Consider the following 26,189-nt stretch of genomic DNA (forward strand, 5'->3'; position numbering starts at 1 on the left):
GATTTTGTCGGGACGACCCGCAACAACAACATCACCGTGACCGTCAGCGTGCGCGGACGCGCGTCGGACCCCGACGTCACCTTCTCCTCGGCGCCGGACCTGCCGCAGGACGAGATTCTGGCGCGGCTGCTGTTCGGCCGCAGCGTCACCGACCTTTCGCCGCTGCAGATCGCGCGGCTGGCGGCGGCCGCCGCGGAGCTTGCCGGCGGCGGGGGCAATTCGCCGATCCTCGACCGCATCCGCGCGACCACCGGCCTCGACAATCTCGACATTGTTACGCAGCAGGGCGGCGGCATCGGGGTCGAGGCCGGGACCTATATCAACGAGAACGTCTATCTCGGCGTGCAAGCCGGCGAGGAATCGGCCGACGCGACGATTAATCTGGACGTCACCCCGGAACTCAAGCTGCGCGGCACGGCGGGAACACGCGACACCAGCCTCGGCATTTTCTACGAGCAGGAATATTGAGTTCGAGCGGCTCGCGCTGCGAAAAGGGGCGGCGAAACGGCATCGAAAGCGAACGGCGCATTGCCCTCATCAATTCCGTGGCTGGCCTGACCGCATCGCACCTCAGGTCGAGCTGAACCATGTCCTTTATCAGGAACATATTCACCAAGACATTATTGTTCATGCGAAATCCTCGCAATTACGAGCCAAGTCGCCCTGCCTCAATCGTCCCTTCTCGAAACCGGCACTGTCGATCGCATTTCGTGCTATCGATGACGCTTCGCACGAAGGCCAGAGGGGCGAGAAGCCACGGCAGGTCGCGACAGTCCCGCCCCCTTAATCTTCTATTCCGCCGCCGGCGCTGCTGCTGCTAGTAGGTTGTGGTTCGCACGGAATAGGTTGGCGGAGTCATATTTTGCTTTGATCCGGCACAAACGGTCCATGTTGCCGCCATAGGCTGCGCCAATCCTTCCCACTTCGTCCTCGGGCATGAAGTTAACATAGACCGAGCCAGCTGCATGCGGTGCTGTGCGATCAAAGAAGTCCCGCGCCCAGCCGATGCAGGCCGCATCCTTCGCAGCGTCCGACCAGCGCGCATGCACGTTCATCGTGAAGTGCGCTGCACGTTGCGGAAAGGCGGTTGCGTCGGGGGCGACACGGGCCATCGCGCCGCCGACATGGGCGATGAATATCTCGGACTGCGGGTCCGGCAATGTGCCGATGGCGTCCACGATCAGCGATATGGCCACGTCCGAGAGGTTGATGAAGTCATGGCTTTTCCAATAGTTGCGTGCGCCGGGCGTCAGTAGCGGATCGAAGGCCGCCTGCCAGCCGGTAAAGGGATGCGGCGAGATCACGTCGGCGATGGGATTGCCCAAGGCGCGCAACCCCGCCATGGCCTTTTCGCCTTCGGCCATGTCGCCCGCATAGCATGCGGCAAAGACCAGTACCTCACGCCCGTGCCATTCTTCTGGCAGGAACGGCAGTGGGGGTGCCTTGCGCATCACGGTCCAGACGGTCAGTTCCTCTGGCGCGTTCGCACATATCTCGCGGAATCCGCGCAGCAGGTCGGGCGCGTCCGCGATCGGATGCACAATCAAACCCGACATCACCTGCGGGCCGAGCGGATGCAGCGCGAATTCGAACGAGGACACCACCCCGAAATTGCCGCCGCCGCCCCGGATCGCCCAGAAGAGGTCCGGGTGATCTTCGGGACTGGCGCGGACGATGCTGCCATCAGCCAGCACCATCTCCGCCGACAGCAGATTGTCGATGGTCATGCCGTATTTGCGGGTGATCCAGCCAAAGCCGCCACCCAGCGTCAGCCCAGCGATACCGGTCGTCGAATTCACGCCAACCGGGACCGCCAGCGCATGCAATTGCGTCTCGCAATCCACGTCCGACAGCAGGCATCCTGCCCCTACCCGCGCCTTGCGCGCCGCAGGATCGACATGCACCGACCGCATCAGCGACAGGTCTAGCAGAACCGCGCCGTCGATCACCGCATGCCCCGCGATCTGGTGGCCGCCCGCCCGGATCGCCATGAGCAGGTCGTTCTCGCGGGCAAAGTTCACCGCCGTGCGAATGTCGTTTGTCCCAAGTGCCCGGATCACGAGGCCCGGCCTGCGGTCCACCATGCCGTTCCAGATCGTGCGCGCCTCTTCATAACCGGCCTCCCCGGGCAGCGGGGCGCTGCCGCGCAGGTCGGCCCGCAGGGCAGCGAGTGCCGCATCGTCGATGCGCTTCGTGCCGCCGCCAAGGGTCTTGAGGGAAAAAGTCATCGGATAACCTCCTTCATGTTAGAATGAATATAATCCCGTCAGCCTGCGCCCGGCCACTGCGCACGGTCCAGTGAAGGGACTGGACCGAGCGATACAGTTTCTGGACTATGCGCGGCCCGGCGGTTCCCCGATCCTTCCCGCAGACAAAGGATGATTGCATGACACATGGAAGCTACCAACAATTCTGCCCGGTCGCGATGGCGGCAGAAGTGCTGTGCACCCGCTGGACAATGGTCCTGCTGCGTGAGTTCGTGGCCGGATCAAGCCGATTCAATGATCTGCGGCGCGGCGTGCCGCGGATGTCGCCGACGCTGTTGTCGCAACGGCTGAAAGAGCTTGAAAGCAGCGGCATCATTGAACGGATGCGCGTCCGGGGCGAGCGCGGCGTCTACGATTATCGTCTGACGCCTGCGGGACGCGATCTGCAACCGGTGATCGAAGCAGTGGGCATCTGGGGCCAGCGATGGGTCGAATCGCAGGTTTCTCTGAAGAATCTCGACCCCTCGCTGCTGATGTGGGACATGCGCCGAAACCTCAATCCAACGCCGCTGCCCGCCGCCCGCTCAGTGGTTCAGTTTCGCTACTCCGAACTTGCGCCCGCCCGCCAGAACTGGTGGTTGGTGGTAGAGCCGACCGGCGAGGTCGATCTGTGCTCGGCCGATCCCGGCTTCGAGGTCGATCTTTATGTCACAACGGATCTGCGCACGATGACGGCGATCTGGATGGGTATCGAACGGGTCGCTGCAGCGAAGAGCCGGATCATTTTCGACGGTAAGCGCGAGATCGCGACCTCCATGCAGGACTGGCTGGGGCTCAGTCCATTTGCGAAGGAACCGCGCCGCGTCGCGTGAATGTGTGCTGGCAGGTTAAGGCTAACTTTTCTCCGGTTCGGGGCCGTACAGTGACCCCGGCCGGGGAGGAATCATGAATCCGATCTCATTCAAACGTCACCGGTTTCCGGCGGACGTCATCCGTTACGCGGTATGGCTCTATTTCAGATTTACGCTGAGCCTTCGGGATGTCGAGGAGCTGCTCGCCCAGCGGGGCGTTGAGGTCAGCAATGAGACCATTCGGTGCTGGGCCTTGAAGTTCGGGCCGTTGATGGCTGCCAATCTGCGGCGGCGGCGATTGCCGCCGACCAGTCGGTGGCATCTGGACGAGATGGTGGTGAAGATCGGCGGCCGGCGGATGTTCCCGTGGCGGGCTGTCGACGATGGGGGCGAGGTCCTGGACGTTCCGGTCCAGAAGCGCCGAAACAAAGCTGCAGCGCTGAAATTGCTGAGAAAGTTGCTCAAGCATCGGGGAATCCATCCCGAGACCATCGTCACCGACAAGCTCGCCTCATACCGCGCCGCGGCCAGGATCTTGGGGCTGGGGGACCGACATCGACCAGGCGGCATGCACGCCGACAATCGGGCGGAAAACTCACACTTGGACATTCGACGACGAGAACGAAAACAGCAGAAATTTAAGTCGCAGGGCTCAGCCCAGAGGTTCCTTTCCACCCGCGCCGCCGTCTCCAACGTCTTTAACCTCCAACGCCATTTGATCCGCCGACCGACCCTCCGCCAGTTTCGGGCCGAGGCTCACCAGACGTGGGCAGCGGCGACCGCGGCTGCGTGACTGACGGTCGGGCTGGGGATTTCTGCCGCTCAGCCCAGTTAACGTGTCAGTTCCCTGCAATCTATGCAAGACCGCTTTGCCCTCATATCGCCTCGCGGCTTCAAACCACCCAGGGCCGTATGCCCCCTACCCATTCATCACCTAATCTTGTCGGGAGAGGGTCATGAGAGGGCTGCGACCGTTGATGATGTAGGCAATCGCCTCCAGAATGATGCCATTGGTGTTGACGTCGGAATGGATGGTCGGCTCTCGAGTGGCCTCATAGATGCCGGAAGCGAAGCCGAAACCGTTTGTTTGTCCCTTTTCCCGCGCCAGCGCGTACAGCATTTGCGAGTAGGCGTCAGGTCGCGTCGCGAGCCAGAGAAAACAACCCTTGGTGCTAACGAGGCGAATTGCGTCACCCAATCTGATTATCTGCCTCTTGCCGCTTGGCGAGGGGGCATCGACAACCCAAGTGCCGCCATTCCCGCCGATCTGATAGCCCTGATAGGTGAACCAGGGCGGCTGATCGATCGGGCATTCCGACACGCACGTCGGAATGCCGGTCTCCTCGTATCGCTTGATCTGCGCCGCGTGGAGGACGTCGGCGATGATCTTGCCGTATGCCGATGCGCCGAGCTCGACCTCCTCGGTGGTGCTGGGCTCGGTCGCAATGCGGCCGCGGCTGCGGACCTCCTCGAGGAAGCGCAGGGTGGCGTCCATATCCGCGAGGGGATTGCGCTCCTGGTAAACCGGATTGACGTCGACGCCCCAAAGCCTGAAGCCGCGTGCCGGGTAGTGGGCATAGGAATTCTGCTGCACCGAGGTCGTCGTGCGGGTGCCAATATCGTGCATGTCGCCGTCAATTATCGAGGCCTGCAGACCCCATGTGGTCACCAGATCCGCGACTGGAAAACTTTGTTCCGTGTATCGGTCGAGAATCTTCAGGGTAATCAGCAACCGGCCGACGTCGGCCGAATCAAACCCTTTCCGCTGGCCGCGTTCCCTGCCAATCGGTCTTTCAGCTTCCGGCAGATTTACAGCCTTGTAGCGATAGGCTGACCGGCCAAGAAAATCGATGATCCGCTGTATCGAGGTTTCAAAGCGGGTCTGGTCGATCAATCCGATCCGGTGCGCCGACACATTCGCCATTATGAATGATCCAATGTCCCACATGGTCGCAAACGCGTAGCCCTGAAGCTTGCCGGCCTCCTCCCATGCGGTCGCAGGAGCCATGCCGTCATTTTTCGCGGTTCCGCGCTCGAAATACTGCCAGGCGACAGCGGCATCCTGCTTCAGCTTCCGTTCCATATCAGCGGTCACGGTCGCGGCTCCGGCATCGGTTACGACGGTGCGTGCGCGGGCTGACTGAACAAGCTTCAGCACCGGCATTTCGGGGGTCACGGCTTTGTAATAGGACTCGAAATTCGTCAACTGCGTTCCCGGTAGCGAAGCGAGTGCCGCGAGAGTATCCATCACCTTGTGCCTTTTCTCCGGCAAGTTCAGCGTTACGGGGTGGATCATGAATACCGCGTCGTTCCGCGAGCCGAAAAATTTCAGGACCTCCCCGGTTTCGAAATACGGGACCTCACCATCCCAGCCTTTCTCGAATGCGACCGTGTTCGACAATTGAAGGATGCCGCCTTGACCCATCCCCCAGATCCATTTGTAGTCGTGCTTGTCGGCGCTCAGCATCGGAACGCCGCATGTCTCCAGGGCCGAAAGGGTCGCTGCGTCGAAGGCGTTGTTCGGCGGAACGAAGGTCATCGGCAGCTTCCCGGTCGCCCGGTACATCTCGCTGGTTGCCCGCCTGAGCATATCGCCGCTCTCATCGGAGGAAAGGCCGACGAACTCCTCGGCCGTGTGATTCAATCCATGGGTGGCGATGTCGTAGTTCGGATTGCTGAGCAGCCCTTCAATATGGGCCTTGGAGATGCCGTCGGCGCCAAGAGAGTTTTGGCCGCCGGGAATGACCGCTTCGGTCAAAGGAATTCCGGCTCGCAACAGGTCGCTGGTGAATTCGCGATGCGCGACATCTGTCGCAGGGCTGAGGTGATAATCATCCACTCGGACGATTACGTAGCGGGAGGGGCCCTGACGCGACTGGACGTAGAGATCATGGGGCAGAACGCAGCGGACCGTTCCCTGATCTCGTGCGGCGGCGAGCACTTTCGCCAATTCCGTCGCGTAGGCCGACAAGTCGATGTCGCTGAGGCTGTCGACGGAGGAAAGCGGAATATGGACGATGATCGGGTCGTGTTTCGCTGCCGCGATCTGGATGCCTTTCTGGATTGCCCTTGGCGGGCGCGGCTGGCCGGCCACTGCCTCCGACAGCGTCGTCGTCGCGTCATCGCCGAACGTATTGGCGAGCCCGGTCGACGTCATGATGTAACCGCCGCTCAGCACGGGGTTTCTCAATCTGGACCCCTCATCGCCGGGCACGCGGATCGCCGTGCGGATTCCGGCCGCTCGCACGCCCGCTAGATCCTCTGAAGAGCGGAGCGGAGAGGAAGTGATGAGGGTTAGCGCAGTTAGAAGAGGCTGTTTCTCATAATCGCCCCGGGTGTTCATGGCCCAGGAAAACGCGGCCTGGGCGATACTCGCCTGCCTGAGCTGGAAGTAGGGGTCCTCAGAGAAGACGGTTTGAGCGTCGATGGCCAGTTCGAGCAAGTCGGGAAAGGTGTCGGCCATAGTGCGAAGTTGCTGCGCCAACTTCGACCGGGGCTCAAGCCGCGATACGCCCTCGCTTATCGGCGCAATACCAAGCGTCACCGCGATCGTCCGCTCCAGCAAGGGCGCAAGGAGAGCGGCAAGCCGGCGGGGCGCGGAATCGGCATTGCCGCCGGTGATTGCCACGATAAGCGGATTGGGCAGCGTCTCAGCCGTCGCACCGGACGCGCCGCTGCGCATTGCTATTGCGACCAGCGGGAGGCTCAGACCACCCAGAAGCGCAGCGCGCCGGGTAATGTTCATAGTCTTTGCTCCGATCCAACGGATGCCTCACGCCGCCGCTGCGGACTTATCCAACGTCCCTCCGATCGGTAGGAGAAAGACCTGAGGAGAGCGCCCAGGAAAAGTGCCGCGTCCAGAAGACGCAGAGCTGGAAACGCAATGCCATAGACCAGCATGGCGAAGCGGCGGTCGATGACAGCGACCAACATGGTCAGCGCGTAATCGAAGGAAAGGAAGAGGGCCAGCAGATAGAGCGGCGAGACCGGCCGGATCGACAGATCGCTCAGCGAAAAGGCGAGGCTGTCGATCCCGAACGCCAGCTGCAGGACCGCCATCACCGGCAAAATCAGCGAGAAGGCACAAAAGATCAGAAGCTCTATGAGAATGGGACCGAGAGCCGCCCAGAACTTTCCGCACCATACGCCGTGCCGCCACACGGTCTGCCAGAATCCGAGATACCAGCGACTGACCTGCTTGCGGTAATCGGTGAGGCGGAAAGGATCCTCGGTGAGGCAGCGTGCGCGGGGCGAGTAGGCGATGCGGCCAAGCCGCTTGTGCTGGACCTCAAACGTCATGTTGAAGTCTTCGATGACCAGCCCTGGCGCCGCGATGTTGATCCTCTTCAGGGCCGACGTGCGATAGATGCTGGCTACGCCCGGAGCGATATAGCTGACGCTCGTCCACTTCCACGACTGGCCGAACTGGAATACCGCCTGCACGATCCGGTAGAGCCGGGTGCGATACGCGGTGAACAGCATCCCACGGCTCGGGCATCGCTGGTTCTGCCAGCGCGAAAGAACATGTCCGGCGACGACGACAACTTCGGGGTCGTCGAAAAGCGGCAGCGCATGATCGAGATAGTGCGGATCGATCTCCGAATCGGCGTCGTGGATGAGGACCGCCTCATAGGCGTCGCAAAGGCGATGCTCCTTGATCGCCAGCGCGAGCGCCTGCGCCTTGCCCCGGTTCGGCTGGATGTCGAGCACTTGGCAGCCCAGCCACCTGGCGATTGCAACGGTCCGATCCTTCGAGCCGTCGCTCGCCACATAGATCTGGCTCGCCGGCATGATTTTCGTCAGGGCGCGGATGCATTTCGGCAGCGCGACCTCTTCGTTGTATGCGGGGATGACAGCCGCGACATCGGCCACTCTCAGTCGGGTCGATGGCTGAGGATGATGGCTCACAAACCTTTCCGCAATAAAGCGAAGAAGCCCGATCGCGCACCAGAACGCAATGTTAAGTCCGAGCGAAGCGCTCAGCACGATTAGGGCCAGATTGATGATCGCTTGATCGGTCATCGAAGCTCCGTCCGACAGACGCGTGTGGCGGCCGAATGGGTCCCGCCCCCTCTTTCGCCTAGACAGCCATGCCGGCGGCTGCGGTTGCGGCCAGTTTGTCGCCCGCGCGGCCAACTGCATCGGAGGGACGCGACGTTAGTGCCTGTCGCATATGAGCATAAGTCGTCTCGATGCCGGCGCGGATCGATATCTTCTGACGCCAGCCCAGCGCCTTGACTTTGCTTAGATCGGGCAAGCGCCTGGCATGGTCGGCAATGAAATGTTCTTTGAACGTCGGCGTGACATCGACATCGACTACCGATCGGACGATGTCGAGCAGTTCGAGGATGCTGAGCTCCTTGTCGCCGCCGATATTGTAGACCTCGCCCGAGCCGCCTTTTTGCATCATCCGGACGAAACCCTCGATGAGATCGTCCACGTGCAGGAACGTTCGCGTCTGCAAACCATCGCCGAAAATGACCACCGGTTCGTGATTGATGACACGTCTCAACATCTGAGGAATGACGCGCTGGTCGTCGGGCGACATGTTGGGCCCGAAGGTGTTGAAGATCCGAACGATGCGGGCGTCGACGCCAAACTTGCGGGCGTAGAAGACCGTCAGCGCCTCGCCGAAACGCTTGCCCTCCTCATAGGCGCTGCGCGGCCCAACCGGATCGACATTGCCGACATAGGTTTCCGCCTGCGGAAAGACCTTGGGGTCGCCATAGGCTTCGGCGGTGCTGGCAAAGAGGTATCGCGCCTTCGACCAACGGGCTACCTTGAGGAGATTGAGCGAGCCAACGGACGATGTGACCAGCATATTCTCGCCAAGGATGGCGATGTTCGGCACGCCCGTCGGACAGGCAAGATTGTATATCTCGGTGTAACGGCGCCTAAGCAGGCGCGCAAGGATTCGAGGATCCGCGATATCTCCCTCGATGAATCGAAAGTTCGGCCGGCCCAGCAAGTCGCGGATACTCTCGATTCTGCCGGTGATCAGATTGTCGACGCAATCGACTGCCGCACTGTCGTCGACAAGCATCCTCGCGAGATTGCTTCCGATGAAACCGGCACCCCCGGCAATGAGCACTTGGACCGTCATTCTACGCACACGCATACATGAACCAGCAGTCATGTTGTGCGATGCGGGCCTCCCTCAGCCCGTTCGTCACATCAAATTTTATGTAAAACTAAACTACCCGCGGGAATAGTCCCGCCGGAGCGAAACCTTTCGTTAACTTTAACGCGCCGATGGATGCGGGATGAATTGCGTTCGAATGTCTGGCTGATTGAATGACTACAAATGTCTAAGTTTATTATAGATATTTCTTGTTCTTGCCAATAGGAAATACCGTAAAACCATATTCTGTCGCGCTTATTATATATAAGAGAATTATCGTTCTCTTGTAATACAACACGCCACTCATAATTTCACGTGTTTCTGCCTTAATTACAGACGTGACTTCATATTGGAGACTACGATGTCCCGCTTAATTTTAATAGCAATTAATGGTATTTGTGGACATGCGCGAACGTCGGCCAATGGCTAAGAACGGCTGATACGTTCCTTCATTGTAAACATCCGCTGTTGGCAGATTTTGCCCGTCGGCACCGTTCGGCCAGGTCGTCAGCAATACGGTGCTCAACGGACGTTAGGCTTGTCTGCGACCGCTTTGGGGCGGAGAGCGGAACCACCGGGCACCCGGAGTTTTGGGCGGGAGTTGACCCGATGCTGTCGTCGCGGCTTTCCCAACTGCGCAGCTGATATGCGAGGACCAGGAAATACCAATGGACAGGTCCTTCAGAACATTTTTCAATGCCGGCGTTAAGATGCCGGAGGCCTGTGTCCATGCCCGAAAAAGAATATCTTAAAATGACCATAAATGTCCTCGCCAGAATGACAGCGGCAGACGAAATCCGCCGCCAAAAGCGACTTGGCTTGGACGTGATCAATGAGAAGGTGATTGAAGGTCTCATTGAACAACGGCAACACCTCGAAAACCAACAAACACAGACCCTCAAGATTCTAGTTTTGCTTGTGTTTCTATCGTTTGTGGCGTGGCAGGGCGGAAACATCAAAATTCCAGGGACTGGAGCGTCCATCGCCGAAGTTCCAGGATTTCTGGAAATCAGCCTTGTCCTGTCTGCTTTGACTCTGATGTGGCTGCCTTATCTCTTTTTATCCATTCAAATTTACGAGGGTGTGATTCAGTCTATAGTAAAACAGCTATCTGCCCAAAATCTTATTGATGAAGATATCGTCGTGGCATCGAGGATGCCAGTGCAATTATTTTTAAAGTATGCGAGAGAGAGTGTTATAATTGGGCGAAAAAATGGATTCACAATATCGCCGCACGGTAAGGCATACAACACAATACTTGTCGGATTGCTATTGCTCGCTTTCAGTTTATTTTTTGTTTTTCTGTTTGTGTCTGTACTTGTCATTGCACACCTGGGATTAGACGACGAATTTCTCGGATGGTCTGTTTACTTGCTCTGTTGGTTCGTAATCTGTGTTGGCGTGATTGCAATCTCCGCCAATTTCGTGAACTCAAGATATGAAATGGACTTTAATCATCTAGAGATAATTGAACCGCCAGCGGACCAAAGTGGCGTCGCTGGATAGGGAGAGTTGGATTCTGGGTCAAACACCGTTTGGATTGTCAGAAATCTCACAAGAACAGCCGGTTTTGGCACATAGCTTCCGTTCCGAGTACAGCAGCAACACGTCTGGAAAGTGGGGGACAGCGGACCACCTAGAGCGGATTCGCCTTGATCCGGATCGTATCCTGCGGTGGCGAAATAGTTGGCGCATTGTTGCGGTGTGAAGAGCTCGATGATGTGGCCGATGGCGTCCCAAAGGCCGTCTACGGTTCTTTCAGCGGCCTTGCGGAGGAGGGCCCTCAGCTTGGTGAATGCGTTCTCGATCGGATTGAAGTCGGGGCTGTAGGGCGGGAGGAACAGGAACCATGCGCGCCCTTGCCCACCATCAAATTCCCAGTTCACTCCAGCCCATTCCCAGTTTCGCTTTTCGAATTCCCAGTTAATTTGCCATGGGAATTTGCGATTTTCGTCAGGGATTCCCGATACTTATAGGTCATACAGGACGGCAGATGGGCTCGATTTCGAAAAAATTCCCAGTTAATTCCCATAGAACTGGGAATTTTGGCAGAGACAGGTTCGCCCCAGACTGCACCCACCACCACCCAGTCTCCTGTTTCCGGGCGTCTCCAGCGCACTCCTGGAAAAAGCCCGTTATTTCCGCGGGTTGGCGGGCTTCTTCGTCGGGTCATCTGGCTTAGAAACGCGGGTTCGGCGCCGCTTTCGGGCAAATTGGCCGTTCGTCTCTGTCGGGCCTTTTCGGGGACCAGGCGGTCACGTCCCCCGGATGATGGTGTAGCCCGGCGGTGGCGAAGCCGTCCGCGAGCGCGCCCTTGGTAACGCGGGGGCGAGCGGGCGGCCTCGTGCGTGGCCGCGAAGTCGGAAGATCCTCAGACCTTGTCCCCGACCTCGCCGTCCAGGATAAACAGGTTCGGACCGCCTTGGGGCTTAATCACCAGCGAGCCGACGCCATGCTTGTCTTGGAACTGACCCGTGCCGCTGACCAGCTCCCAGAAGCCATTGTTGAAAAGCGCTGGTTTCCCTTCCGCACCTTTGACGAACGTGGCCTTCACCGTCCAGCGCAATATGGCGACGTCGCCGTTTTCCGCGGTCACTTGCAGATAGCCCTGAGGGTCGCCCGAGACGGGTGGATTAATGTCGTGCCACCCGATCTCCGTGACCGCCGCACCGGCGAACGCTCCCGAACCCTCGGCCTTTCCCTCGCGCCGAACAGCAAGGACGAAGTGCTTCGATCCATCGGCGAATTCGAACTTCAACTGTTCCTGCGGCGTGAGCATGACTTCGACGGACACAGGTTCGGCGAGGGCGCTGCTCCCGACGATGGCGGCCGCAGCCGCGACGGCTAAAATGAATGACGATCTCATAACTTGCTCCTTCCATTGTTGCCCGAAGCGAGAGTGGTTTGGTCCCGATTGGCCAGCGCAGTTTGTCCGCGTGTCGTCCGGAAGTGAATCAGCCAGGCGTCCTGCGACTTTGGTCGCGGCACGGCCCGCCGAAGGGGAAAAAGCGTTGTTCGCCAAGGAATCTGCGCTTGACTTGACGTCGGGCGGGGGGATGCTTTGGTCCTGGTTCTGAAGTATGGCCGCGGTAGGGTGCGCTTACCGCCGCGCCCGCTCAGTGCATGCAGCTCGTACGCATGAGAATCGTCATGGCGTCGAGTTCAAATTCATCGACAAGGTTCTTGCCGAATACCTCCAGCCAGCGCGCCTGCGCGCGGTAGGCCGGCTTTTCGCGCGCCCCGGAACAATCATATTTCAGTTCCGCAATGTTCTGCAGGTGATGGACCAGCTCGTGCACGAGCACGGAGACTTCGGCGGGCGTCGCGCCGGTCCATCCTTCGGGCAGGTAGATCGTCCGGCTCCGGTCGTCGTAGATCGCCTGAACGCCGTGGCCGAATTCGGGCGGGGCCGAGTGTCCGGCCTCGGCGGCAACGCGGTCCGGCCGAATCGATGCAAGCCGGCCGTAGCGGACTTCCGCCATCTTCGCCGCGGACGCGAACTCCACGCGCGGATGCTCGTAGATCGCCGGCAGGCCGAAGTTGATGGAAAGCCAGGTCACGATCGCCGTGAGCAGCATCTGCATGGCTAACCTCCGAAACTGGGCCGACGCGTGTCGGCTTCGGTCGCAAGTTTGTCGGGCGGATTGCGTTCCGTGAATCATTCAGGAGTCTTGCGACGAAGGTCGCGGCCGCGCCCGCCGGGCGATCAAGCCATTGCCTGGCAACGGAAATCCAGCGCGGCGCCGGATTGCCAGGGGCGTGCTTTGATCTTGGTCCTGAAGTATGGCCGGAACCCGGCCAAGCGCCGGGGCACCCGATGATGATCTGGTCGCCGGCGATCACGTCCTGATCCGCGAGAAGCTGGCGGCGCCAAGCGCATTCTGGAAACCGCCTGCTCGCCATCTACAGCAAGGGCTTGGCCCGGATGGGGGTAACGTAATCGGGGAGGGTGCGGTCATCGCGAACCGCACCCTCTTCGATCACTTCAGAGGAAGAACGCGCTGCTTGCGGCGGTGCTGGAATTCCACACCGAACTGCCGCTCAGCGATTGCAGCCGACCCAGTTACTCGTCGATACGCCGGGAAGCAAGGCGCTGGGCGGCAACAAATTCGGGCGGAACATAGCCGACATCGGCGACAGGACGCGAATATAAGAGCCGCGCCTGACGCAGGGCAGCAAGACGGCGGGCAAGGCGCCGCTCCTCACGCAGGGCTTCAAGGCGTTGCTCGGCAAGGTATTCGGGCGGAACATAGCCGACATCGGCGACCGCGTGAGAGCCTCCTGAGCGCTGCTGCCGACGCAGGGTATCCAGGCGTTGGGCAGCAATAACCTCAGGCGGAACATAGCCGACGTCGGCGACAGCACGAGAGGCTGCCAAGCGCTGTTGCCGACTCAGGGTATCCAGGCGTTGGGCAGCAATAACTTCCGGCGGAACATAGCCGACGTCGGCGACGTGCGCTTGCGTGCGGTGATCGTCATACGGGATGAACGGATCCTCTGCATATGCGAGGGAACCACTCATCAGCACGGCAGCAGTCGATGCAATCAGAAACGTCTTCATGATACTCTCCTTGGTATGGAGCTAGTTGACAGCGCCGACCACAACGATTGGCGCCCTGCTCCAGCGGCTGCGGTAGGGCGAGCATTCCGCGCGCCCGCTCAGTGCATGCAGCTCGTATGAGGAATATGTCGGCGGGCGGCGGCAAAATGAATCATCCAGGCGTCCTGCTACCGAAGGCGCTGGCCGAGCGCCGGGCCTCGCCCCAAGCCGCGGGCGGCCAATGGAAATCCGGCGCGGCGCCGGATTGCCGAGGGCGTGCTTTGCTCCTGGTCCTGAAGTATGGTCGGGGCCGGCAAAGAGCTGGGGACACCCGATGAAGATCCTCGTCGTCGACGATCATGTGCTGATCCGCGAGGCGCTGCGCGGCGTCCTGAAGGAACTCAAGGAAGATGCTGCGATCGTCGAGGCACCGGATTCGCGCCAGGCGATGCAGCGGATTGCCGAGAACCCCGATCTCGAGCTGATTCTGCTCGATCTGAACCTTCCCGACCGCAGCGGCTTCGAAGTGCTCGCCGAATTGCGCCAGCGCCATCCTGCGATCTCCGTGGTCGTGCTCTCGGCCAGCGACGAGCGCGACCATGTGGCCAAGGCGCTCGATCTCGGCGCGCTGGGCTTCATTCCGAAGTCAGCGCGGCGCGAGGTCATGTTGAGCGCGTTCAATCTCATTTTCGCCGGCGGCATCTATGTGCCGCCGGAGATTCTTGCCCGCCCGGGGCTGAAGCCGGCGATGCCAGCCCGATCGGGGAAGCCGGTCTCGGCCGCCGAACTCGGCCTTACCGGCCGGCAAATGGACGTGCTGGTCCTAATGATGGAGGGCAAGAGCAACAAGGCGATCTGCCGCGTGCTCGACATTGCCGAGCCGACGGTGAAGAATCACGTCACCGCGATTCTCAAGGCGCTGAAAGCCAGCAACCGCACCGAGGCGGTCATTGCGGCCGGGGCGCTCGGTGTCGCGCCGCGCGAGCGCGAGTAGGCCGGGTCGGCGCCGCGTCGGCGGCATCTCGCGCTTTCAGCAACTGGTTGAGCATGGCCCTGAGCCGCATCGGCGGCACCGGCTTGTGCAGCAGGTGGTAGCCGCTCGCGCTCGCCTCGCGCAACCGCTCGGGTGCGGTGTCGCCGCTGATGAGAAAGGCCGGGATCGCGGCGCCAAGTTCGCCGCGAAGCTGCTCAATGGCCCCGATGCCGGTCTTCGCATTGGCCAGTCGATAATCCGAAATGATGAGGTCCGGCTTGAGTCGTTGCGCTGCCAGTTTCGCTAGCGCCGTTTCCCCGGATTCGGCGGTGACCACGTCGCAGCCCCAGCTTCGGAGGATTCCGCCCATGCCGTCGAGCACGAGCGCATCGTCATCGATCACGATGATGACTTTGCCGCGTGCTGGATCAGCGATCGTCGCAAGCGGGACCGGGACCTCGGTCGCCTCGCTGCGAGTAGCTGACAAAGGGACGGTGATTGAGAAGCGCGATCCCCTGCCAACCCGCGAATTCACTTCAATCGGATGGTCGAGAAGGCGGCCCAGGCGGTCGACGATCGAAAGTCCAAGGCCGAGCCCGCCGCGGCGATCCAGCTTCGGAGCCGCCAGCTGAACGAACTCTCCGAATATTTTCCGCTGCTGTTCCTCCGGGATGCCAGCTCCGCTGTCGCAGACATCGATGCGCAATCGACCACCGCGGCGGCGGCAGCCAACCACCACGCCACCGTGCGTCGTGTAGTGCACGGCGTTGGACACCAGATTTAACAGGATTCGTTCGAGGAGAATAAAATCGCTCCGGACCCAAGCGCTGTTCGGCACCACGCCCAAGCGCAGCCCCTTTTCGAGTGCGGCCTCGGCGAAAGTCGTCTCCATGCGCGTGAGCAGCGGTTCGATCGGAAATTCGCTCAAGTTCAGTTCAAGCGCGCCGGCTTCGAGCTTGGACATGTCGAGAAGAGCCTCAAAAAGTTCATTCATCGAACCCACAGCGGCGTTGATGCGGGCGACGAGCCGGTTGCGTTCTTCTGGGTCGGATTCGGTACGCAATTGGGCCACGAACAGCGTCAGGGCATGCAGCGGCTGGCGCAGATCGTGGCTCGCCGAGGCGAGAAAGTGCGACTTGTACTTGTTGGCGATCTCGAGCTGCCGGCTTTTTTCTTCCACCTCAGCCGTGCGCTGTTTGACTTCCTTTTCAAGACGATCGGCCGCCTGTGCTTTCTCGGCCAGCAACCCGTCACGTTCCAAAGTGTTCTGGCGGAAGATCTCGACTGCTCGGCCCATCGCCCCGATCTCGTCGGCTCCTTCCACCGCGACGGGTGTATGAAGGCCGCCGCCGGCGATGGCGAGCATGCCGTCGCTGAGCGCGGTGAGACGGCGGACGATATTCCCGCCCACGTAGAGCCACACGATCAGGACCGAGCTCAGCAGGCTCAGCGCGACGACGACGACAAGGGCGCGGGTACTCAGCCGCTGTACGGACAGCGCATCGCGGATCGCCTCGCCGATGTCCCGCTTGGCCGCGCTCCCCAGCTGGTCGACCGCGGCGGTGAGTTGCGCCGATAGTCTGCCGGTCTCGGTGAGCAGCCTTTCGCCTTCCCCGACCAGCGCGAGTTCCTGCTTGCGGGCTTCCGCGATCGCGTTCGTTCCCTCGGCGAACTCCCGCAGCTTTGCCGCCTGCTCCAGGAACAGCGGACGCAGCTTGGGATCGAGCCCGGCCGCCGTCGCTTCGAGGTCGCGCAGCGCAAGGCCGAGTTGGAAGGCGAGAATCGGAAGACGTCGAGGCTGATCGGTGGTGGAGGCTTCGGCCAGCATGTCCGCGAGCGCGGAGACCTGCGCTTGGGCGGTTCGCATCAGCCGCTGCAGCTCAATCAGCGACGCCAGCCGTCGTGGCTGGTCGCCGGGGCCGGTCGGGCCTGCCTCGCGAGCCTCGACGAGCGTCGCGATCTGGCTGCCCGTGACCTCCAGCCAGGGCGCCAGAAGCCGCTGCGTCTCGTCATTGGTCTGGAAGACGCCGCGTCGCAGGGTTCTGATGCGCTCGCTGGTCTCGAGCCGGCCCGCGACCAGGTCCTCGAGGCTCGCGAGGTTGGCCGTCAGCGAGGAAACGATCGGCTCGATCTGCAACAGCGGCAGGAGCCCGGCATCATCGCCTTTCAGATCGGCGAGCCTGGCGTTCAAGCGCCCGACCTCTGAGACGAGTGCGGCCTTGATTTCGTCGCGTCGATTGCGGTCGGTCGCCGCCAACAGCGCGGGGGCCGCGGCGATGATGCGTTCGGTCGAGCGCGAGAGTTCGAGTGCCGAAAGGGTGGGAGGGATGCGCGCATCTACGACATCGAGACGGCCACCGACCTCGCGGAAGGCGTAAATCCCCGCGGCGGCGGCCAATACGGCGAAGGCGCTGATCCCGAAGAACGCGAGCAACAGCCGCGCGCGCACCCCGAGGTTCCAAGCCCGGCGCGCCGAATTCTTCGTACCTTCGGAATCCGATGTGGTCACAGCCGAACCGTACTTCCGAGCTTTGTATGTTAGATTAGCATTACGCTCGATGAACCGTTGAAGCAAACCGGAGGGAAGCCAATGAGGCGCAGGGATATTCTGGCCGGCGCCGGGCTAGCGGCGGCAGCGAACTTGCGGTTCCCGGCACCGGCAATCGCGCAGGGAATTCGGCACCTCACGATGGTGACCGACTATCCCGATGCACCGGGCATGCTGCCCAGTGCGCGGCGCCTGGCCCACACGATTGCCGATGCCTCGCAGGGGCGTATCAGGATCGAGGTTTCTCCGGCCGGAGCGGTCGTGCGGCCGTTGGAGACCTTCGACGCCGTGCAAGCCGGCGTCGCCGACATGTTTCATTCGCACATCGGCTACTTCGAGAAGAAATCGCCGGCGTTTCATTTCTACTCAGGCGTTCCATTCGGCTTTACCGCGAACGAGTTGTTTGCCTGGGTCCGGTTCGGAGGAGGTCAGGAGCTGTGGGATGCGTTGAGCGGGCAATTTGACGTCAAGCCGTTTCTTAGTTGCAGTACCGGCTCGCAGATGGGCGGTTGGTTCGTGAACGAGATCGCCTCGACGGAGGGGTTCGAAGGACTGCGCTACCGGATGGCGGGGCTCGGTGCCGAGGTGTATCGCCGGCTGGGCGCGATCGTCGTGCTCGTGCCGGGCGCTGACATCGTGCAGTCGTTACAATCCGGCGCTGTCGATGCCTGTGAATGGGTTGGGCCCTGGCTCGACACGGCCATGGGACTGCACGAGGCGGCCAACTTCTACTACTATCCCGCCTGGCACGAGCCGGGTACCGCGCTGGCGCTCGGCATCAACAAGCGCGTGTGGGAGAGTTTCGATGAGGGCGACCGGCGGCTCATCGAGATAGCTGCCGCGGGCGAGTACGCAATTTCGCTCGCGGAGTTCAACACCAATAACGCCCTGGCGCTGCGCCAACTAAGGGCGGAGGGTACCGTCAAGATTCGAAAATTTAACGATGCAATGCTGAAGACATTCGCCGAGATCAGCAAGGACGTGGTGGCCGAGGCAGGCTCCGGCGACGATCTCTCCAGAAAGATATACCGAAGCCACTTGGAGTTTCGAACTTTGATTGGGGAGTGGAGTGATGTCTCCGAAGGCGCCTATCTGGGCATCCGCGCGTTCGGCTGACGTTGGTGCGAACAAAAAACCCTCGTCCAGATGCCGCCGCCATTGAGGCAAAGCGCGCAGACTTTGAGCCCGCTTGCGCCGTATCCGTGCGGCGAAGATCGGGCCGAACCGGGCTCACCAAAACCGTACCGTCTCGTGGCTCACATCGATGCCGCGCTCGTGCAGCAGATCCTCAATATTGCGCAACGACAGCGGAAAGCGGACATACGGCATCACCGCAAGGCGGATCACCTCGGGCGATGTCTTGAAGTAGCGGAAGGGATTTCTCATCCGCCAACGCAACTGGCGAGTTCGAGCTCTCGGCTCATCTCCCAAGAGAGACCTGCCGGCCTATCTGCCGTCAGACCCCTGGGGCGCGGATCAGTTCGGTAATCCTCCGGATCGCGACGCGACGGTTTTCCCGTTCCGCTGCCTCGGTTGGGATCTTCAGGAACTCCTCGCCATAACCCTGCGTGATCAGGTTCTCCGGCGGGATTAAGAAGTTGCTGGAAAGCGCAACCGCGACGGCCTCGGCGCGGCGGTCGGACAACAGCAGGTTGGCGTAGTCACTGCCGACGGCGTCGGTATGTCCCTCGATCAGGAAGACCTCGTCCGGCCTTTCCCTCAGCACGTCGGCCATCGCCTCGCCGACCATCGCCAGTGCGCCGAATTGCGTCGGCGAGATGCTGGCGCTGCCGAAGTCGAAAGTGATGGTGTCGAGGTCGACTCGGCGCATCTTGTCGCGCAACCGCGCGTTGGCGCGGACCTCTTCCAGCGCGTAGACCCGCTCCATCTCCTCCACCGGCGGCGCCATCAGCGCCACGCGGATGGCGCGGCGGTCCGCCCGCCTTGTCTCGACGATGTACTGCTCGCGCGGGATGCCGATCCTGAGCGGCGGCAGAACGATGTCGTAGCGGAACTGCGGACGCCGGTCGCCCTCGTAGAAGTCACGATTGTCGATGAGGACAATCTCGCGGCCGCGGCGGTCGATGCGGGTGCGGATGATGATGTCGCCATAGCGGTCGCGCACGGTGACGATCTTCACGCCGTCGTCGCGGGTTATGGTCGTGCGCGTGCGTCCGCCTCTCAGATTCTCGACCTCGGCGTCGCGAGCGCGGTAGAGGAAGCGTTCGGTCTCGGTCGCCTCATCCTGGCGGATGATGAATTGACTGCCGAGCTGGATGATGAAGCGCGCGCCGAAATCCTCGACGACGTTTGCCTCCTCGGACACGGGACGCCGCCGGTCGCCGTCTCGCCTTCCGTCCTGGCCGGCGGCGGAAGGGGCGGCCTGCTGCTGTCCCTCCGTCGTGCCTTCCTCGCCAATCTGCTCTTCCTCGACCGCCTTGCGCTCCTCGCTCAAGTGCTTGCGGAGCGCGCGGAAGTTTTTCGCCTCTTCTTGGTCGCCCTGGGTCTCGAGCTGCTTTTCGACGACGGAATCCTGTTGCGCGGCGGCTGGCGGCGGCTGGTCGGCGGTCAGTTCCTGAGCCGGCGGTTCGTCGGTCTGCGGCTCGGCCGGGAGAGCGGGTTGCGCCTGAGTCTCCGGCGGAGCCGGCGCGACCTCGGGCTGAGGTTCGGCCTGAACCTCCGGATGAGCCGGCGCGACCTCGGGCTGAGGTTCGGCCTGAGGCTCGGCCACGGGCTGAGGTTCGGGCTGAGGCTCGGCCACGGGCTGAGGTTCGGCCTGAGGCTCGGCCACGGGCTGAGGTTCGGCCTGAGGCTCGGCGCACTGCCGCTTCATTTCATCCTCGCTCAGCCCCTGCTTCCGGGCTGCGGCCTCGCAGGCTCTCCTGTCGGCCGCCGCCGGCGCCTGCCGCTGGGCCATGCCGGGCCGCTGCGGCTGCTGCTGGGCCTGAGGCTGCGGAGACGGAGCCGGCTGCTGGGCCTGAGGCTGCGGAGACGGAGCCGGCGGCTCGGGAACCGCCGCGTTCGGCGGCGGCGGCGCCTCGGCCGGGGCGCCGGTCTCGGCGCACCGGCGTTGTATCTCTTCCGCGCTCAAACCGTCGTGAAGAGCTTTCGCCTCGCATGCCGTTCTGGCGTCGGATTGTGCGACCGTCAAGCGTTCCCGTGGCGAACCGTCTAAGGACCAGGCGATGCCGGGGACGGCCAGAAGGCAGATTGCCGTCAGCGATGCGATTGGAATGAGCTTGTGGTTCATCGATCCATTCTCCGTCGGGTCCAAGTGAGCTAAGCCTTCACGCGTGACGCCCCCGTCTGCGAGCAGAGGCAGTAACAAGCGTCCGCACCCGCCACTTCAACGCCCCGCATGCGGTAAGGTTCCATGCGCGATCGGCGGCAATTTCGGAAAAAGGGTGGTGGACGCCCTTAACGGGCTTCGGCTGTCAGGGCGGAGGGGACGACCCTTCCGCGCCATTTAAGATACGCCTATGCCAGGGTGGAAGACTGTGCAGAATTGCTCACATCGAAAGGACCACCTGGCCCCTCTTTTTGCGGCGCCGTTGATGCCTGAGACCGGCATTACCGGCGCGCGACCACGACCGCCCTCTCTGGACCGTCGGCGCAGGTTCCCGAATTGCTGGGCGTTGCGGTCAGCCGCGACATGAAACGGCAGGCCGTCTGCGCGACGAGACCGCGGACCGCATCGGACTTCGACATGGCCATGCGGCCGAAATGGCGCAGGTCCACATATTCAACGGCGAACCAGCGCCGGTCGATGGCGAAGGCGAGGGGCTGCAGAACCGCCTCGGCTTGGGTGACTTCGACCAACGACATGGTGTCGATGGTGTCGCTCATGCGATGATGAACGTCCTTCTGCAGGCTGGCGATCCAGCCGGCTATCCGATTGGCCTCGTCATATTTCAACAACAGCGGCCGGCTCAGCATCACCGGGTGACCCGATCCGAGCGAGGAAACGCGCAGCCGCCCGTCCCGCGGTTCGCCCTGGAGCCTGTGCGCAACGACCTGGAGGGCGAGCGCGTGCTCCGACTGGGCGACGAGCTTGCTGCCGATCGCCTCGGCGCCGGTGGTCGACCAACTTGGGCCGGGGAGGCCGGAGGTTGCCGCGACGGCGGCGAGCAACAGAATCCCTGAAAGGCCGCCGCGATATGAATGTTGCGTTATCATGACCTTTCAACGCCGATGCTCGCCAAGACCGCTTTCTTCACGATACGTTTTCCTTTGCTCATGGGTTCCACCTCGGTTGCGGACGTTTGTCCCCATTCGAACGGACTGAGTTTGTCGTTCGCGACGATCGACGCGAACGACTGAGACCCAGAGCCTTCAAAGTCTGCGAAACAAAAACTGGCAATTTACCGAACGATGATTTGTTCAATATTGCTCATGGCGCAATTTTCGTTGCACAAAACTCACGATGATAAAATGTTCGCTGAGAAGGATGACCCTCTCTCGCCATTTAAGCTACGCTTATGATGGGGTGAAAACTGTGCAGAATTGCTCACATCGAAAGGGATGAGGATCGCATCCATATGCGCGTCGGCGAAATGAGCGAATTTAAGTATCGATATTCTAAGTACTTATATTCGTCTGGTCGTGCAGAACGACATTCAACAATGAACTGTGGACTTCGATGCGGCCATTGTAGTGAATGAAGCCCAATTTTCGAAATTTGTTCATGAAAAAACTCACGCGCGACCGTGTCGTTCCGATCATCTCGGCAAGCGTCTCCTGGCTGATTTTCGCGAGTATCGGCTCCGGTCTTCCTTCCTTGCCGAAGTTCGCCAGCAGCAGAAGGATCCGTGCCAGGCGCTTCTCGCTCGAATTGAACAGCTGATCGACGAGGTCCGCTTCGACGCGGATGGTCCGCTCCAGAAGATGGGCGATGAACATCTCCGAGAACGCCGGTTGCTGGTGGATCACGCGGACGATGGCCGCTTTTTCCAGTCGCACGATGACGGATTCCGTCATGGTCGCGGCCGTCGCTATCCGCTGCGGCCGCCCGGCAAGACATCCTTCGCCGAAGAATTCGTCCGTTCCAGGAGACGCGATGACGGCTTCCTTGCCTTGCTCCGAAACGACGCTGATCTTCACCTTGCCGCTCTCGATGTAGAAGACCGCGTCCGCGGGGTCTCCCTGGGAGAAGACGGTCTGGTCCTTGCGGTACCTGCCAATGCTCCGGCCCTCGCCGACATGGGCGAGAAAAGATTTCGGATCGAATGACGCCTGGGGCTTGATCGCCCAGGGTTTGGTCGCCTGGGATTTGATCGCCATGACACGATCTCCTGTGCGTGTCTGTGAAGAACGGGCCTCATCTTAACATAGGATTTTCGCGGCGAAAAATGCGCCATGTGCATTTTTTGACCGATTGTGGCTCGGTTGCAGTCAGGCAGGTGGCTGGCGACGCGGTCGCGGGCGGTGCGGCGAAAGTGTTCAATTTTGCTCAGACGCTACTCGCCGCCCTGTCTAATCTGTGCAAATCCGGGCGTCGTCCCAATGCCCCCCCATTGTACCCTCACGCGTCCGGTACAGGACCCTGGCTGGAACACACCGGCCGGGGTCTTTCTCGTCGGCTGAAAAGACGCAGCTCATGTCTCGATTTGTCATTTGCAGGGAACCCGTCATGGATGCGGTGGACAGGTTTCCCGACCGGCAGCAAATCGAGAATCATGGTAAGCTGCTCTGGAAACTGAGCAAGGTCACCCAGCTATGAATCGTAATGGTCTCTACCTCGTCATCGGCGTGCTCGCCGTGGCCGCTTTGGTCTTGGGCTATCAGTTCTACCAGGAGCGGCAGAACGCCACCGGCGTCGAGATCAATATCGACAAGGGCGGTCTTTCCATCGAGACGAAGTAGCTCGGCAATTCCCGGATGGCGTCCTCGCTGGCGCGCCGTCCGGAATGTGCCGATCGAGGAATTAAAAGTCGGCGTGCAAACAGGCTCGATGTTCGGTCGGGTGAAGCAAGGGAGATAGCTCATGTCGCTCGGAACCATCCTCATTATCCTCCTCGTCATCTTCCTGCTAGGCGGCTTCAGTGGCCGCCTCGGCGGCTACGGCTACGGCTACGGTCACGGTGGCATCGGCGTCATCGGCGTCATCCTGATCATCCTCGTCGTACTGGTTCTCATGGGTCGGCTCTGATCTGACGGCGGGATGTCGGATGTGCTCCTGAACGGTGGCTGCGAGCAGGCCTTCACTTGACGACGCGTTCGACCAAGGCGCGTAGGCTCAGGCCCTGAACGATGACGGTGAAGAGAACGACCGCATATGTCGCGGCGAGGATGACGGATTTCTCGGCCATTTCCGGAATTGAAAGCGCGAGAGCGATGGAGATGCCACCGCGCAACCCGCCCCATGTCAGAACCGGTATCGTCCCCCGCACGAAGGAGTGGGTCGCGCTCAGAGTCAGCACCGGGACCGAGACGGCAAACAGGCGGGCGCAAAGGACGAGCGGCACGGCAAACGCCGCCTCAAGCGCAACGCGGCGACTCAGCCATCGACGAGCATCTTGCCGCCGCGGGTGACGGTCTTGCCGTCGATCGTGACGACCGGTTCGCGGATGACGCCTTCAAGCCGCAGCTTGGCGTGGCAGGTTCCCCCAAGCGTGATCGTGTCGCCCATTCCGATATGGGCTGAGCCGTAGAGCTTCTTGTCGGTGCGCATGATCCCCATCGGCGTCACCTTCGGATTGAGGCCGACGGCGATCTCGGCGGGGCAGTTGTAGCTGTTGACGTCGCCGTGGCGGGCAAGAATATCGCGCCAGATTCCGGCTTCCCGGCCGCCTTCGATCCTGGTGACCATCCCCTTTTCGACGGTGAGTCGGATCGGCTCCCTGATCGCGCCCACCGAGTGGGCCGTGAGATCGAAAACCACCGTGCCCTCGCCGGTGCCCTCGACGGGGCACACATGCGCCTCGCCGTCGGGAAAGGCGCAACCGCCGCCACCGCTCGGCCGCATCTTTAGGGGCATGCCGGCGACGGAGCGGCCGACGCGGCCTTCGATGCTGGCGGTGAGGCTGGTCCCGTTCGGGCAGGTCACCTCGATCCGCGAGCCGTCGGTGAGCATCTTGGCGATCTTCTGGCCGAGGACGTCGATGGCCCGATAGTCGGCGCCCGCCGGGCCGTCCGGCGCCAGCATTTCGGGCGTCAGTTCCTCCATCAGGATGAAGCGCTTGCCTTTCTGCAGCAATTGCTCGGTGATCGGGGCGTGGGCAAGCGCGGTGCTCGTCAGATAGATGCACAGATCGACCTCCGGGTCGACGGCGGCCTGGCATATCGGGCTGACCGGGTCGGTGGCGTGGGCCGCGCGCGGGGTCATGATCGCGATGACCGGCTCCATGCCCAACTGACCGGCCGCGATCGACAGCCCTTGCCACAGGGCCGGGTCCATTTTGGTATCGGTGATGATGAGAATCTTGTCGCCGGCCTTGGCATTGAGTTCCAGCGGCGTGCGAAGTACCTTAGCGATATCATTGATGTCAACAGACATATGGAATTTCCATACAGGGCCGACGAGGGAGCCGAATTGCCGCCGCGCGGCGCGACTATAGCAGGTCCGGCGGCGTTTCAATCTCCGTCGAGCCAGGCCCTGGCTTGCGGGATGGCGCCGGCCCTTTTCACGGCCGGCGGCGGTCCCCCATAGGCGCGGGCGAATACCGCCAGGCACCCGTCGATCTTTGCCGCCAGCGCTTGGCGCGACGGCGGATCGTCCGGCGAGCCTGGAATATGCCGGCGCGCGAAGCCGCCGCACAGCCGCCCCGACGAATCGAAAACGTCCAGGATCACCGCTCCGGCCTCGATGTCGCCGCCGCTCGGCTGGGACGGGTCCTCGACAATCTCGATGCGGTCCATCGCGGCCGCAAGATCGCCTTCGGCGACGACCTCGTCGGCGAAGTTGGCGAGGGTGGGCGGGCCCTTCATCAGCGCCGTCGCAAGCGCGTAAGGGCCTGAGAACTTGGCCTGCAGTCCGGTCGCCGGACGGTCGTAGCGGAGCGCCTCGAGCGAAGCTGCGGGCACCGTGACGCGCACGGCCGTATCCGGATCGGCAAGGACAGGCCCGAGCGCATCTCGCGCGGATAGCGCCACCCCGATGAGCCGGTGGGCGGCGTAGCAACACGGATAGAGCTTGACGGAGAGCCGGTCGGGGCGCGGCGCAAAGTCGGACTCGTCAAGGTCGGCCTTGCCGTCGCCCGCGCCGTAAAGCTCGGCGTAGCCGCCGGGGCCGAACACGTCGGACGCGCCCTCGATGCCGGCGGCGGCAAGCCGCGCCGCCCGATGCCCGGCAGCCGCGGCAAAGCCCGCCTGGCACGGCTTTGCCTCGGTGCCGAAGTTGATCTTCAGGCCGCCCGACATGGACGCAACGAGCGCAAAGGCGGCGCGCATCCGGCGTTCGTCGAGCCCGGCCAGCCGCCCTGCTGCCGCAGCCGCCGCAAAGGCGCCGATCGTGCCGGTGCCGTGCCAGCCCTTGTGGTAGTGACCGAGCCCGACGCGCCTGGCGACCGCCCGGGCGGCGATCAGCCCGGCGCCGAAGGCGGCAACGATGTCATCCGGGTCATGTCCGCCGTCCAGGCGCAGAACCACCGGCAGAATGACGGCGCTCGCATGGGCGGCGCTTTCCAGGAACACGTCGTCGAAATCGAGCGCATGGGCGGCAATGGCGTCGATCATGACGGCGGCTTCCGCGCTGTCGCAGGTTTCGCCGGACCAGGTCGGTACCCGCCCGCCGCCATGGGCGGCAAGCGCCATCCGGGTCACAGGCTCGGGAAAGCCGGCCGCTGCGGCAGCGAGCGTGTCGGCGATGGCGCGGCCGATCAACGCCCGGCTTTCCCCGTCGCCGCCATCGCAATTCGCGACCGCACGGGTAAGCTCATCGATGAATTTGCTCATACGGCGCGCGTCCATGTCGAAGTGGGCTTGCATCCGAGGTCATCGTTTCCCTCCTAG

At 61.8% G+C, this 26,189-nt stretch carries 22 protein-coding genes and 2 pseudogenes; 8 read left to right on the forward strand and 16 right to left on the reverse strand.

Translation table 11 applies throughout. The features are described from left to right. The coding region (locus tag Q8P46_01085) for a translocation/assembly module TamB domain-containing protein (protein ID MDP2618767.1) at nt 1-468 on the forward strand (468 nt) is incomplete at its 5' end. A 323-nt stretch (nt 469-791) separates the two neighbouring features. Here the strand turns inward: Q8P46_01085 and Q8P46_01090 are convergent. Further along, entirely contained in the window at nt 792-2,228 is a 1,437-nt protein-coding gene (locus Q8P46_01090) for an FAD-binding oxidoreductase (GenBank protein ID MDP2618768.1), read from the reverse strand. A 158-nt stretch (nt 2,229-2,386) separates the two neighbouring features. Here Q8P46_01090 and Q8P46_01095 point away from each other — a divergent pair, with 158 nt between their 5' ends. Then, a complete protein-coding gene (locus Q8P46_01095; GenBank protein ID MDP2618769.1) occupies nt 2,387-3,079 on the forward strand; it encodes a helix-turn-helix domain-containing protein in 693 nt (230 codons plus the stop codon). A 73-nt stretch (nt 3,080-3,152) separates the two neighbouring features. Further along, nucleotides 3,153-3,851, forward strand: coding sequence for an IS6 family transposase (locus tag Q8P46_01100; protein MDP2618770.1), 699 nt, complete (start codon nt 3,153-3,155; stop codon nt 3,849-3,851). 141 nt (nt 3,852-3,992) lie between these two features. Here the strand turns inward: Q8P46_01100 and Q8P46_01105 are convergent, their stop codons facing one another. From Q8P46_01105 to Q8P46_01115, 3 genes are read right to left on the reverse strand one after another with little or no spacing between them, the layout of a single operon-like run. After that, nucleotides 3,993-6,803, reverse strand: a complete 2,811-nt coding sequence (locus Q8P46_01105) for a DUF3131 domain-containing protein (protein MDP2618771.1) — start codon at nt 6,801-6,803, stop codon at nt 3,993-3,995. Further along, complete coding sequence (locus tag Q8P46_01110; protein MDP2618772.1) at nt 6,800-8,080, reverse strand: glycosyltransferase family 2 protein; 1,281 nt, start codon at nt 8,078-8,080, stop codon at nt 6,800-6,802. The genes Q8P46_01105 and Q8P46_01110 overlap by 4 nt, the downstream gene beginning before the upstream one ends. A gap of 58 nt (nt 8,081-8,138) precedes the next feature. Then, nucleotides 8,139-9,161: a GDP-mannose 4,6-dehydratase gene (locus Q8P46_01115; GenBank protein MDP2618773.1), complete on the reverse strand. Its 1,023-nt coding sequence runs from the start codon at nt 9,159-9,161 to the stop codon at nt 8,139-8,141. A 747-nt stretch (nt 9,162-9,908) separates the two neighbouring features. On the opposite strand from Q8P46_01115, the gene Q8P46_01120 reads away from it, so the two are divergent. Next, nucleotides 9,909-10,685: a hypothetical protein gene (locus Q8P46_01120; protein MDP2618774.1), complete on the forward strand. Its 777-nt coding sequence runs from the start codon at nt 9,909-9,911 to the stop codon at nt 10,683-10,685. Nucleotides 10,686-10,834: 149 nt separating this feature from the next. Here Q8P46_01120 and Q8P46_01125 read toward each other — a convergent pair. The 4 genes and pseudogenes from Q8P46_01125 to Q8P46_01140 all read right to left on the reverse strand — a co-directional run bounded on the left by Q8P46_01125 (nt 10,835) and on the right by Q8P46_01140 (nt 13,740). Continuing rightward, a pseudogene (locus Q8P46_01125) lies at nt 10,835-11,107 on the reverse strand (transposase). 443 nt (nt 11,108-11,550) lie between these two features. Continuing rightward, nucleotides 11,551-12,045, reverse strand: coding sequence for a hypothetical protein (locus tag Q8P46_01130; GenBank protein MDP2618775.1), 495 nt, complete (start codon nt 12,043-12,045; stop codon nt 11,551-11,553). 250 nt (nt 12,046-12,295) lie between these two features. Then, entirely contained in the window at nt 12,296-12,763 is a 468-nt protein-coding gene (locus Q8P46_01135) for a hypothetical protein (GenBank protein ID MDP2618776.1), read from the reverse strand. A 479-nt stretch (nt 12,764-13,242) separates the two neighbouring features. After that, the gene (locus Q8P46_01140; GenBank protein MDP2618777.1) at nt 13,243-13,740 is read right to left on the reverse strand and encodes a hypothetical protein; all 498 of its coding nucleotides are present in this window, start codon (nt 13,738-13,740) and stop codon (nt 13,243-13,245) included. A gap of 313 nt (nt 13,741-14,053) precedes the next feature. On the opposite strand from Q8P46_01140, the gene Q8P46_01145 reads away from it, so the two are divergent. Next, complete coding sequence (locus Q8P46_01145; GenBank protein MDP2618778.1) at nt 14,054-14,713, forward strand: response regulator transcription factor; 660 nt, start codon at nt 14,054-14,056, stop codon at nt 14,711-14,713. Here Q8P46_01145 and Q8P46_01150 read toward each other — a convergent pair. Next, the gene (locus Q8P46_01150) at nt 14,667-17,141 is read right to left on the reverse strand and encodes an ATP-binding protein (GenBank protein MDP2618779.1); all 2,475 of its coding nucleotides are present in this window, start codon (nt 17,139-17,141) and stop codon (nt 14,667-14,669) included. The two genes, Q8P46_01145 and Q8P46_01150, sit on opposite strands and share 47 nt — an antisense overlap. A 141-nt stretch (nt 17,142-17,282) precedes the next feature. Between Q8P46_01150 and Q8P46_01155 the strand changes: the two genes are divergently transcribed. Further along, the gene (locus Q8P46_01155; protein MDP2618780.1) at nt 17,283-18,356 is read left to right on the forward strand and encodes a TRAP transporter substrate-binding protein; all 1,074 of its coding nucleotides are present in this window, start codon (nt 17,283-17,285) and stop codon (nt 18,354-18,356) included. 117 nt (nt 18,357-18,473) lie between these two features. On the opposite strand, the pseudogene Q8P46_01160 reads toward Q8P46_01155, so the two are convergent. The 4 genes and pseudogenes from Q8P46_01160 to Q8P46_01175 form a co-directional block, all read right to left on the reverse strand. Further along, nucleotides 18,474-18,626: pseudogene (locus Q8P46_01160) on the reverse strand (IS6 family transposase). Between the two features lie 70 nt (nt 18,627-18,696). Then, nucleotides 18,697-20,490 carry an OmpA family protein gene (locus Q8P46_01165; GenBank protein MDP2618781.1) on the reverse strand — a complete coding sequence of 598 codons (1,794 nt, stop codon included), beginning with the start codon at nt 20,488-20,490 and terminating at the stop codon, nt 18,697-18,699. A 320-nt stretch (nt 20,491-20,810) separates the two neighbouring features. Then, complete coding sequence (locus tag Q8P46_01170; protein MDP2618782.1) at nt 20,811-21,416, reverse strand: hypothetical protein; 606 nt, start codon at nt 21,414-21,416, stop codon at nt 20,811-20,813. A gap of 402 nt (nt 21,417-21,818) precedes the next feature. Then, entirely contained in the window at nt 21,819-22,520 is a 702-nt protein-coding gene (locus tag Q8P46_01175; protein ID MDP2618783.1) for a Crp/Fnr family transcriptional regulator, read from the reverse strand. A 435-nt stretch (nt 22,521-22,955) separates the two neighbouring features. Between Q8P46_01175 and Q8P46_01180 the strand changes: the two genes are divergently transcribed. Then, entirely contained in the window at nt 22,956-23,102 is a 147-nt protein-coding gene (locus Q8P46_01180) for a hypothetical protein (protein ID MDP2618784.1), read from the forward strand. 121 nt (nt 23,103-23,223) lie between these two features. Next, on the forward strand, nt 23,224-23,388 hold the full coding sequence (locus Q8P46_01185) for a DUF3309 family protein (GenBank protein MDP2618785.1): 165 nt from the start codon (nt 23,224-23,226) through the stop codon (nt 23,386-23,388). Between the two features lie 52 nt (nt 23,389-23,440). On the opposite strand, the gene Q8P46_01190 is transcribed toward Q8P46_01185, so the two are convergent. The 3 genes from Q8P46_01190 to Q8P46_01200 all read right to left on the reverse strand — a co-directional run bounded on the left by Q8P46_01190 (nt 23,441) and on the right by Q8P46_01200 (nt 26,165). Beyond that, nucleotides 23,441-23,704: a cation:proton antiporter gene (locus Q8P46_01190; protein MDP2618786.1), complete on the reverse strand. Its 264-nt coding sequence runs from the start codon at nt 23,702-23,704 to the stop codon at nt 23,441-23,443. 32 nt (nt 23,705-23,736) lie between these two features. After that, nucleotides 23,737-24,735 (reverse strand): hypothetical protein, encoded by a 999-nt coding sequence (locus Q8P46_01195; GenBank protein MDP2618787.1) that lies wholly within the window; start codon nt 24,733-24,735, stop codon nt 23,737-23,739. A gap of 77 nt (nt 24,736-24,812) precedes the next feature. Beyond that, nucleotides 24,813-26,165, reverse strand: a complete 1,353-nt coding sequence (locus tag Q8P46_01200) for an MmgE/PrpD family protein (protein ID MDP2618788.1) — start codon at nt 26,163-26,165, stop codon at nt 24,813-24,815. Nucleotides 26,166-26,189 lie beyond the last annotated feature (24 nt).

The sequence above is a fragment of the Hyphomicrobiales bacterium genome (assembly GCA_030688605.1).
GTDB lineage: Bacteria > Pseudomonadota > Alphaproteobacteria > Rhizobiales > NORP267 > JAUYJB01.

Coding starts and splice junctions, on each gene's coding strand:
- Q8P46_01090 (MDP2618768.1), bottom strand. CDS start 2,228: ATGACTTTTTCCCTCAAGACCCTTGGCGGCGGCACGAAGCGCATCGAC.
- Q8P46_01095 (MDP2618769.1), top strand. CDS start 2,387: ATGACACATGGAAGCTACCAACAATTCTGCCCGGTCGCGATGGCGGCA.
- Q8P46_01100 (MDP2618770.1), top strand. CDS start 3,153: ATGAATCCGATCTCATTCAAACGTCACCGGTTTCCGGCGGACGTCATC.
- Q8P46_01105 (MDP2618771.1), bottom strand. CDS start 6,803: ATGAACATTACCCGGCGCGCTGCGCTTCTGGGTGGTCTGAGCCTCCCG.
- Q8P46_01110 (MDP2618772.1), bottom strand. CDS start 8,080: ATGACCGATCAAGCGATCATCAATCTGGCCCTAATCGTGCTGAGCGCT.
- Q8P46_01115 (MDP2618773.1), bottom strand. CDS start 9,161: ATGACGGTCCAAGTGCTCATTGCCGGGGGTGCCGGTTTCATCGGAAGC.
- Q8P46_01120 (MDP2618774.1), top strand. CDS start 9,909: ATGCCCGAAAAAGAATATCTTAAAATGACCATAAATGTCCTCGCCAGA.
- Q8P46_01130 (MDP2618775.1), bottom strand. CDS start 12,045: ATGAGATCGTCATTCATTTTAGCCGTCGCGGCTGCGGCCGCCATCGTC.
- Q8P46_01135 (MDP2618776.1), bottom strand. CDS start 12,763: ATGCAGATGCTGCTCACGGCGATCGTGACCTGGCTTTCCATCAACTTC.
- Q8P46_01140 (MDP2618777.1), bottom strand. CDS start 13,740: ATGAAGACGTTTCTGATTGCATCGACTGCTGCCGTGCTGATGAGTGGT.
- Q8P46_01145 (MDP2618778.1), top strand. CDS start 14,054: ATGAAGATCCTCGTCGTCGACGATCATGTGCTGATCCGCGAGGCGCTG.
- Q8P46_01155 (MDP2618780.1), top strand. CDS start 17,283: ATGAGGCGCAGGGATATTCTGGCCGGCGCCGGGCTAGCGGCGGCAGCG.
- Q8P46_01165 (MDP2618781.1), bottom strand. CDS start 20,490: ATGAACCACAAGCTCATTCCAATCGCATCGCTGACGGCAATCTGCCTT.
- Q8P46_01170 (MDP2618782.1), bottom strand. CDS start 21,416: ATGATAACGCAACATTCATATCGCGGCGGCCTTTCAGGGATTCTGTTG.
- Q8P46_01175 (MDP2618783.1), bottom strand. CDS start 22,520: ATGGCGATCAAATCCCAGGCGACCAAACCCTGGGCGATCAAGCCCCAG.
- Q8P46_01180 (MDP2618784.1), top strand. CDS start 22,956: ATGAATCGTAATGGTCTCTACCTCGTCATCGGCGTGCTCGCCGTGGCC.
- Q8P46_01185 (MDP2618785.1), top strand. CDS start 23,224: ATGTCGCTCGGAACCATCCTCATTATCCTCCTCGTCATCTTCCTGCTA.
- Q8P46_01195 (MDP2618787.1), bottom strand. CDS start 24,735: ATGTCTGTTGACATCAATGATATCGCTAAGGTACTTCGCACGCCGCTG.
- Q8P46_01200 (MDP2618788.1), bottom strand. CDS start 26,165: ATGCAAGCCCACTTCGACATGGACGCGCGCCGTATGAGCAAATTCATC.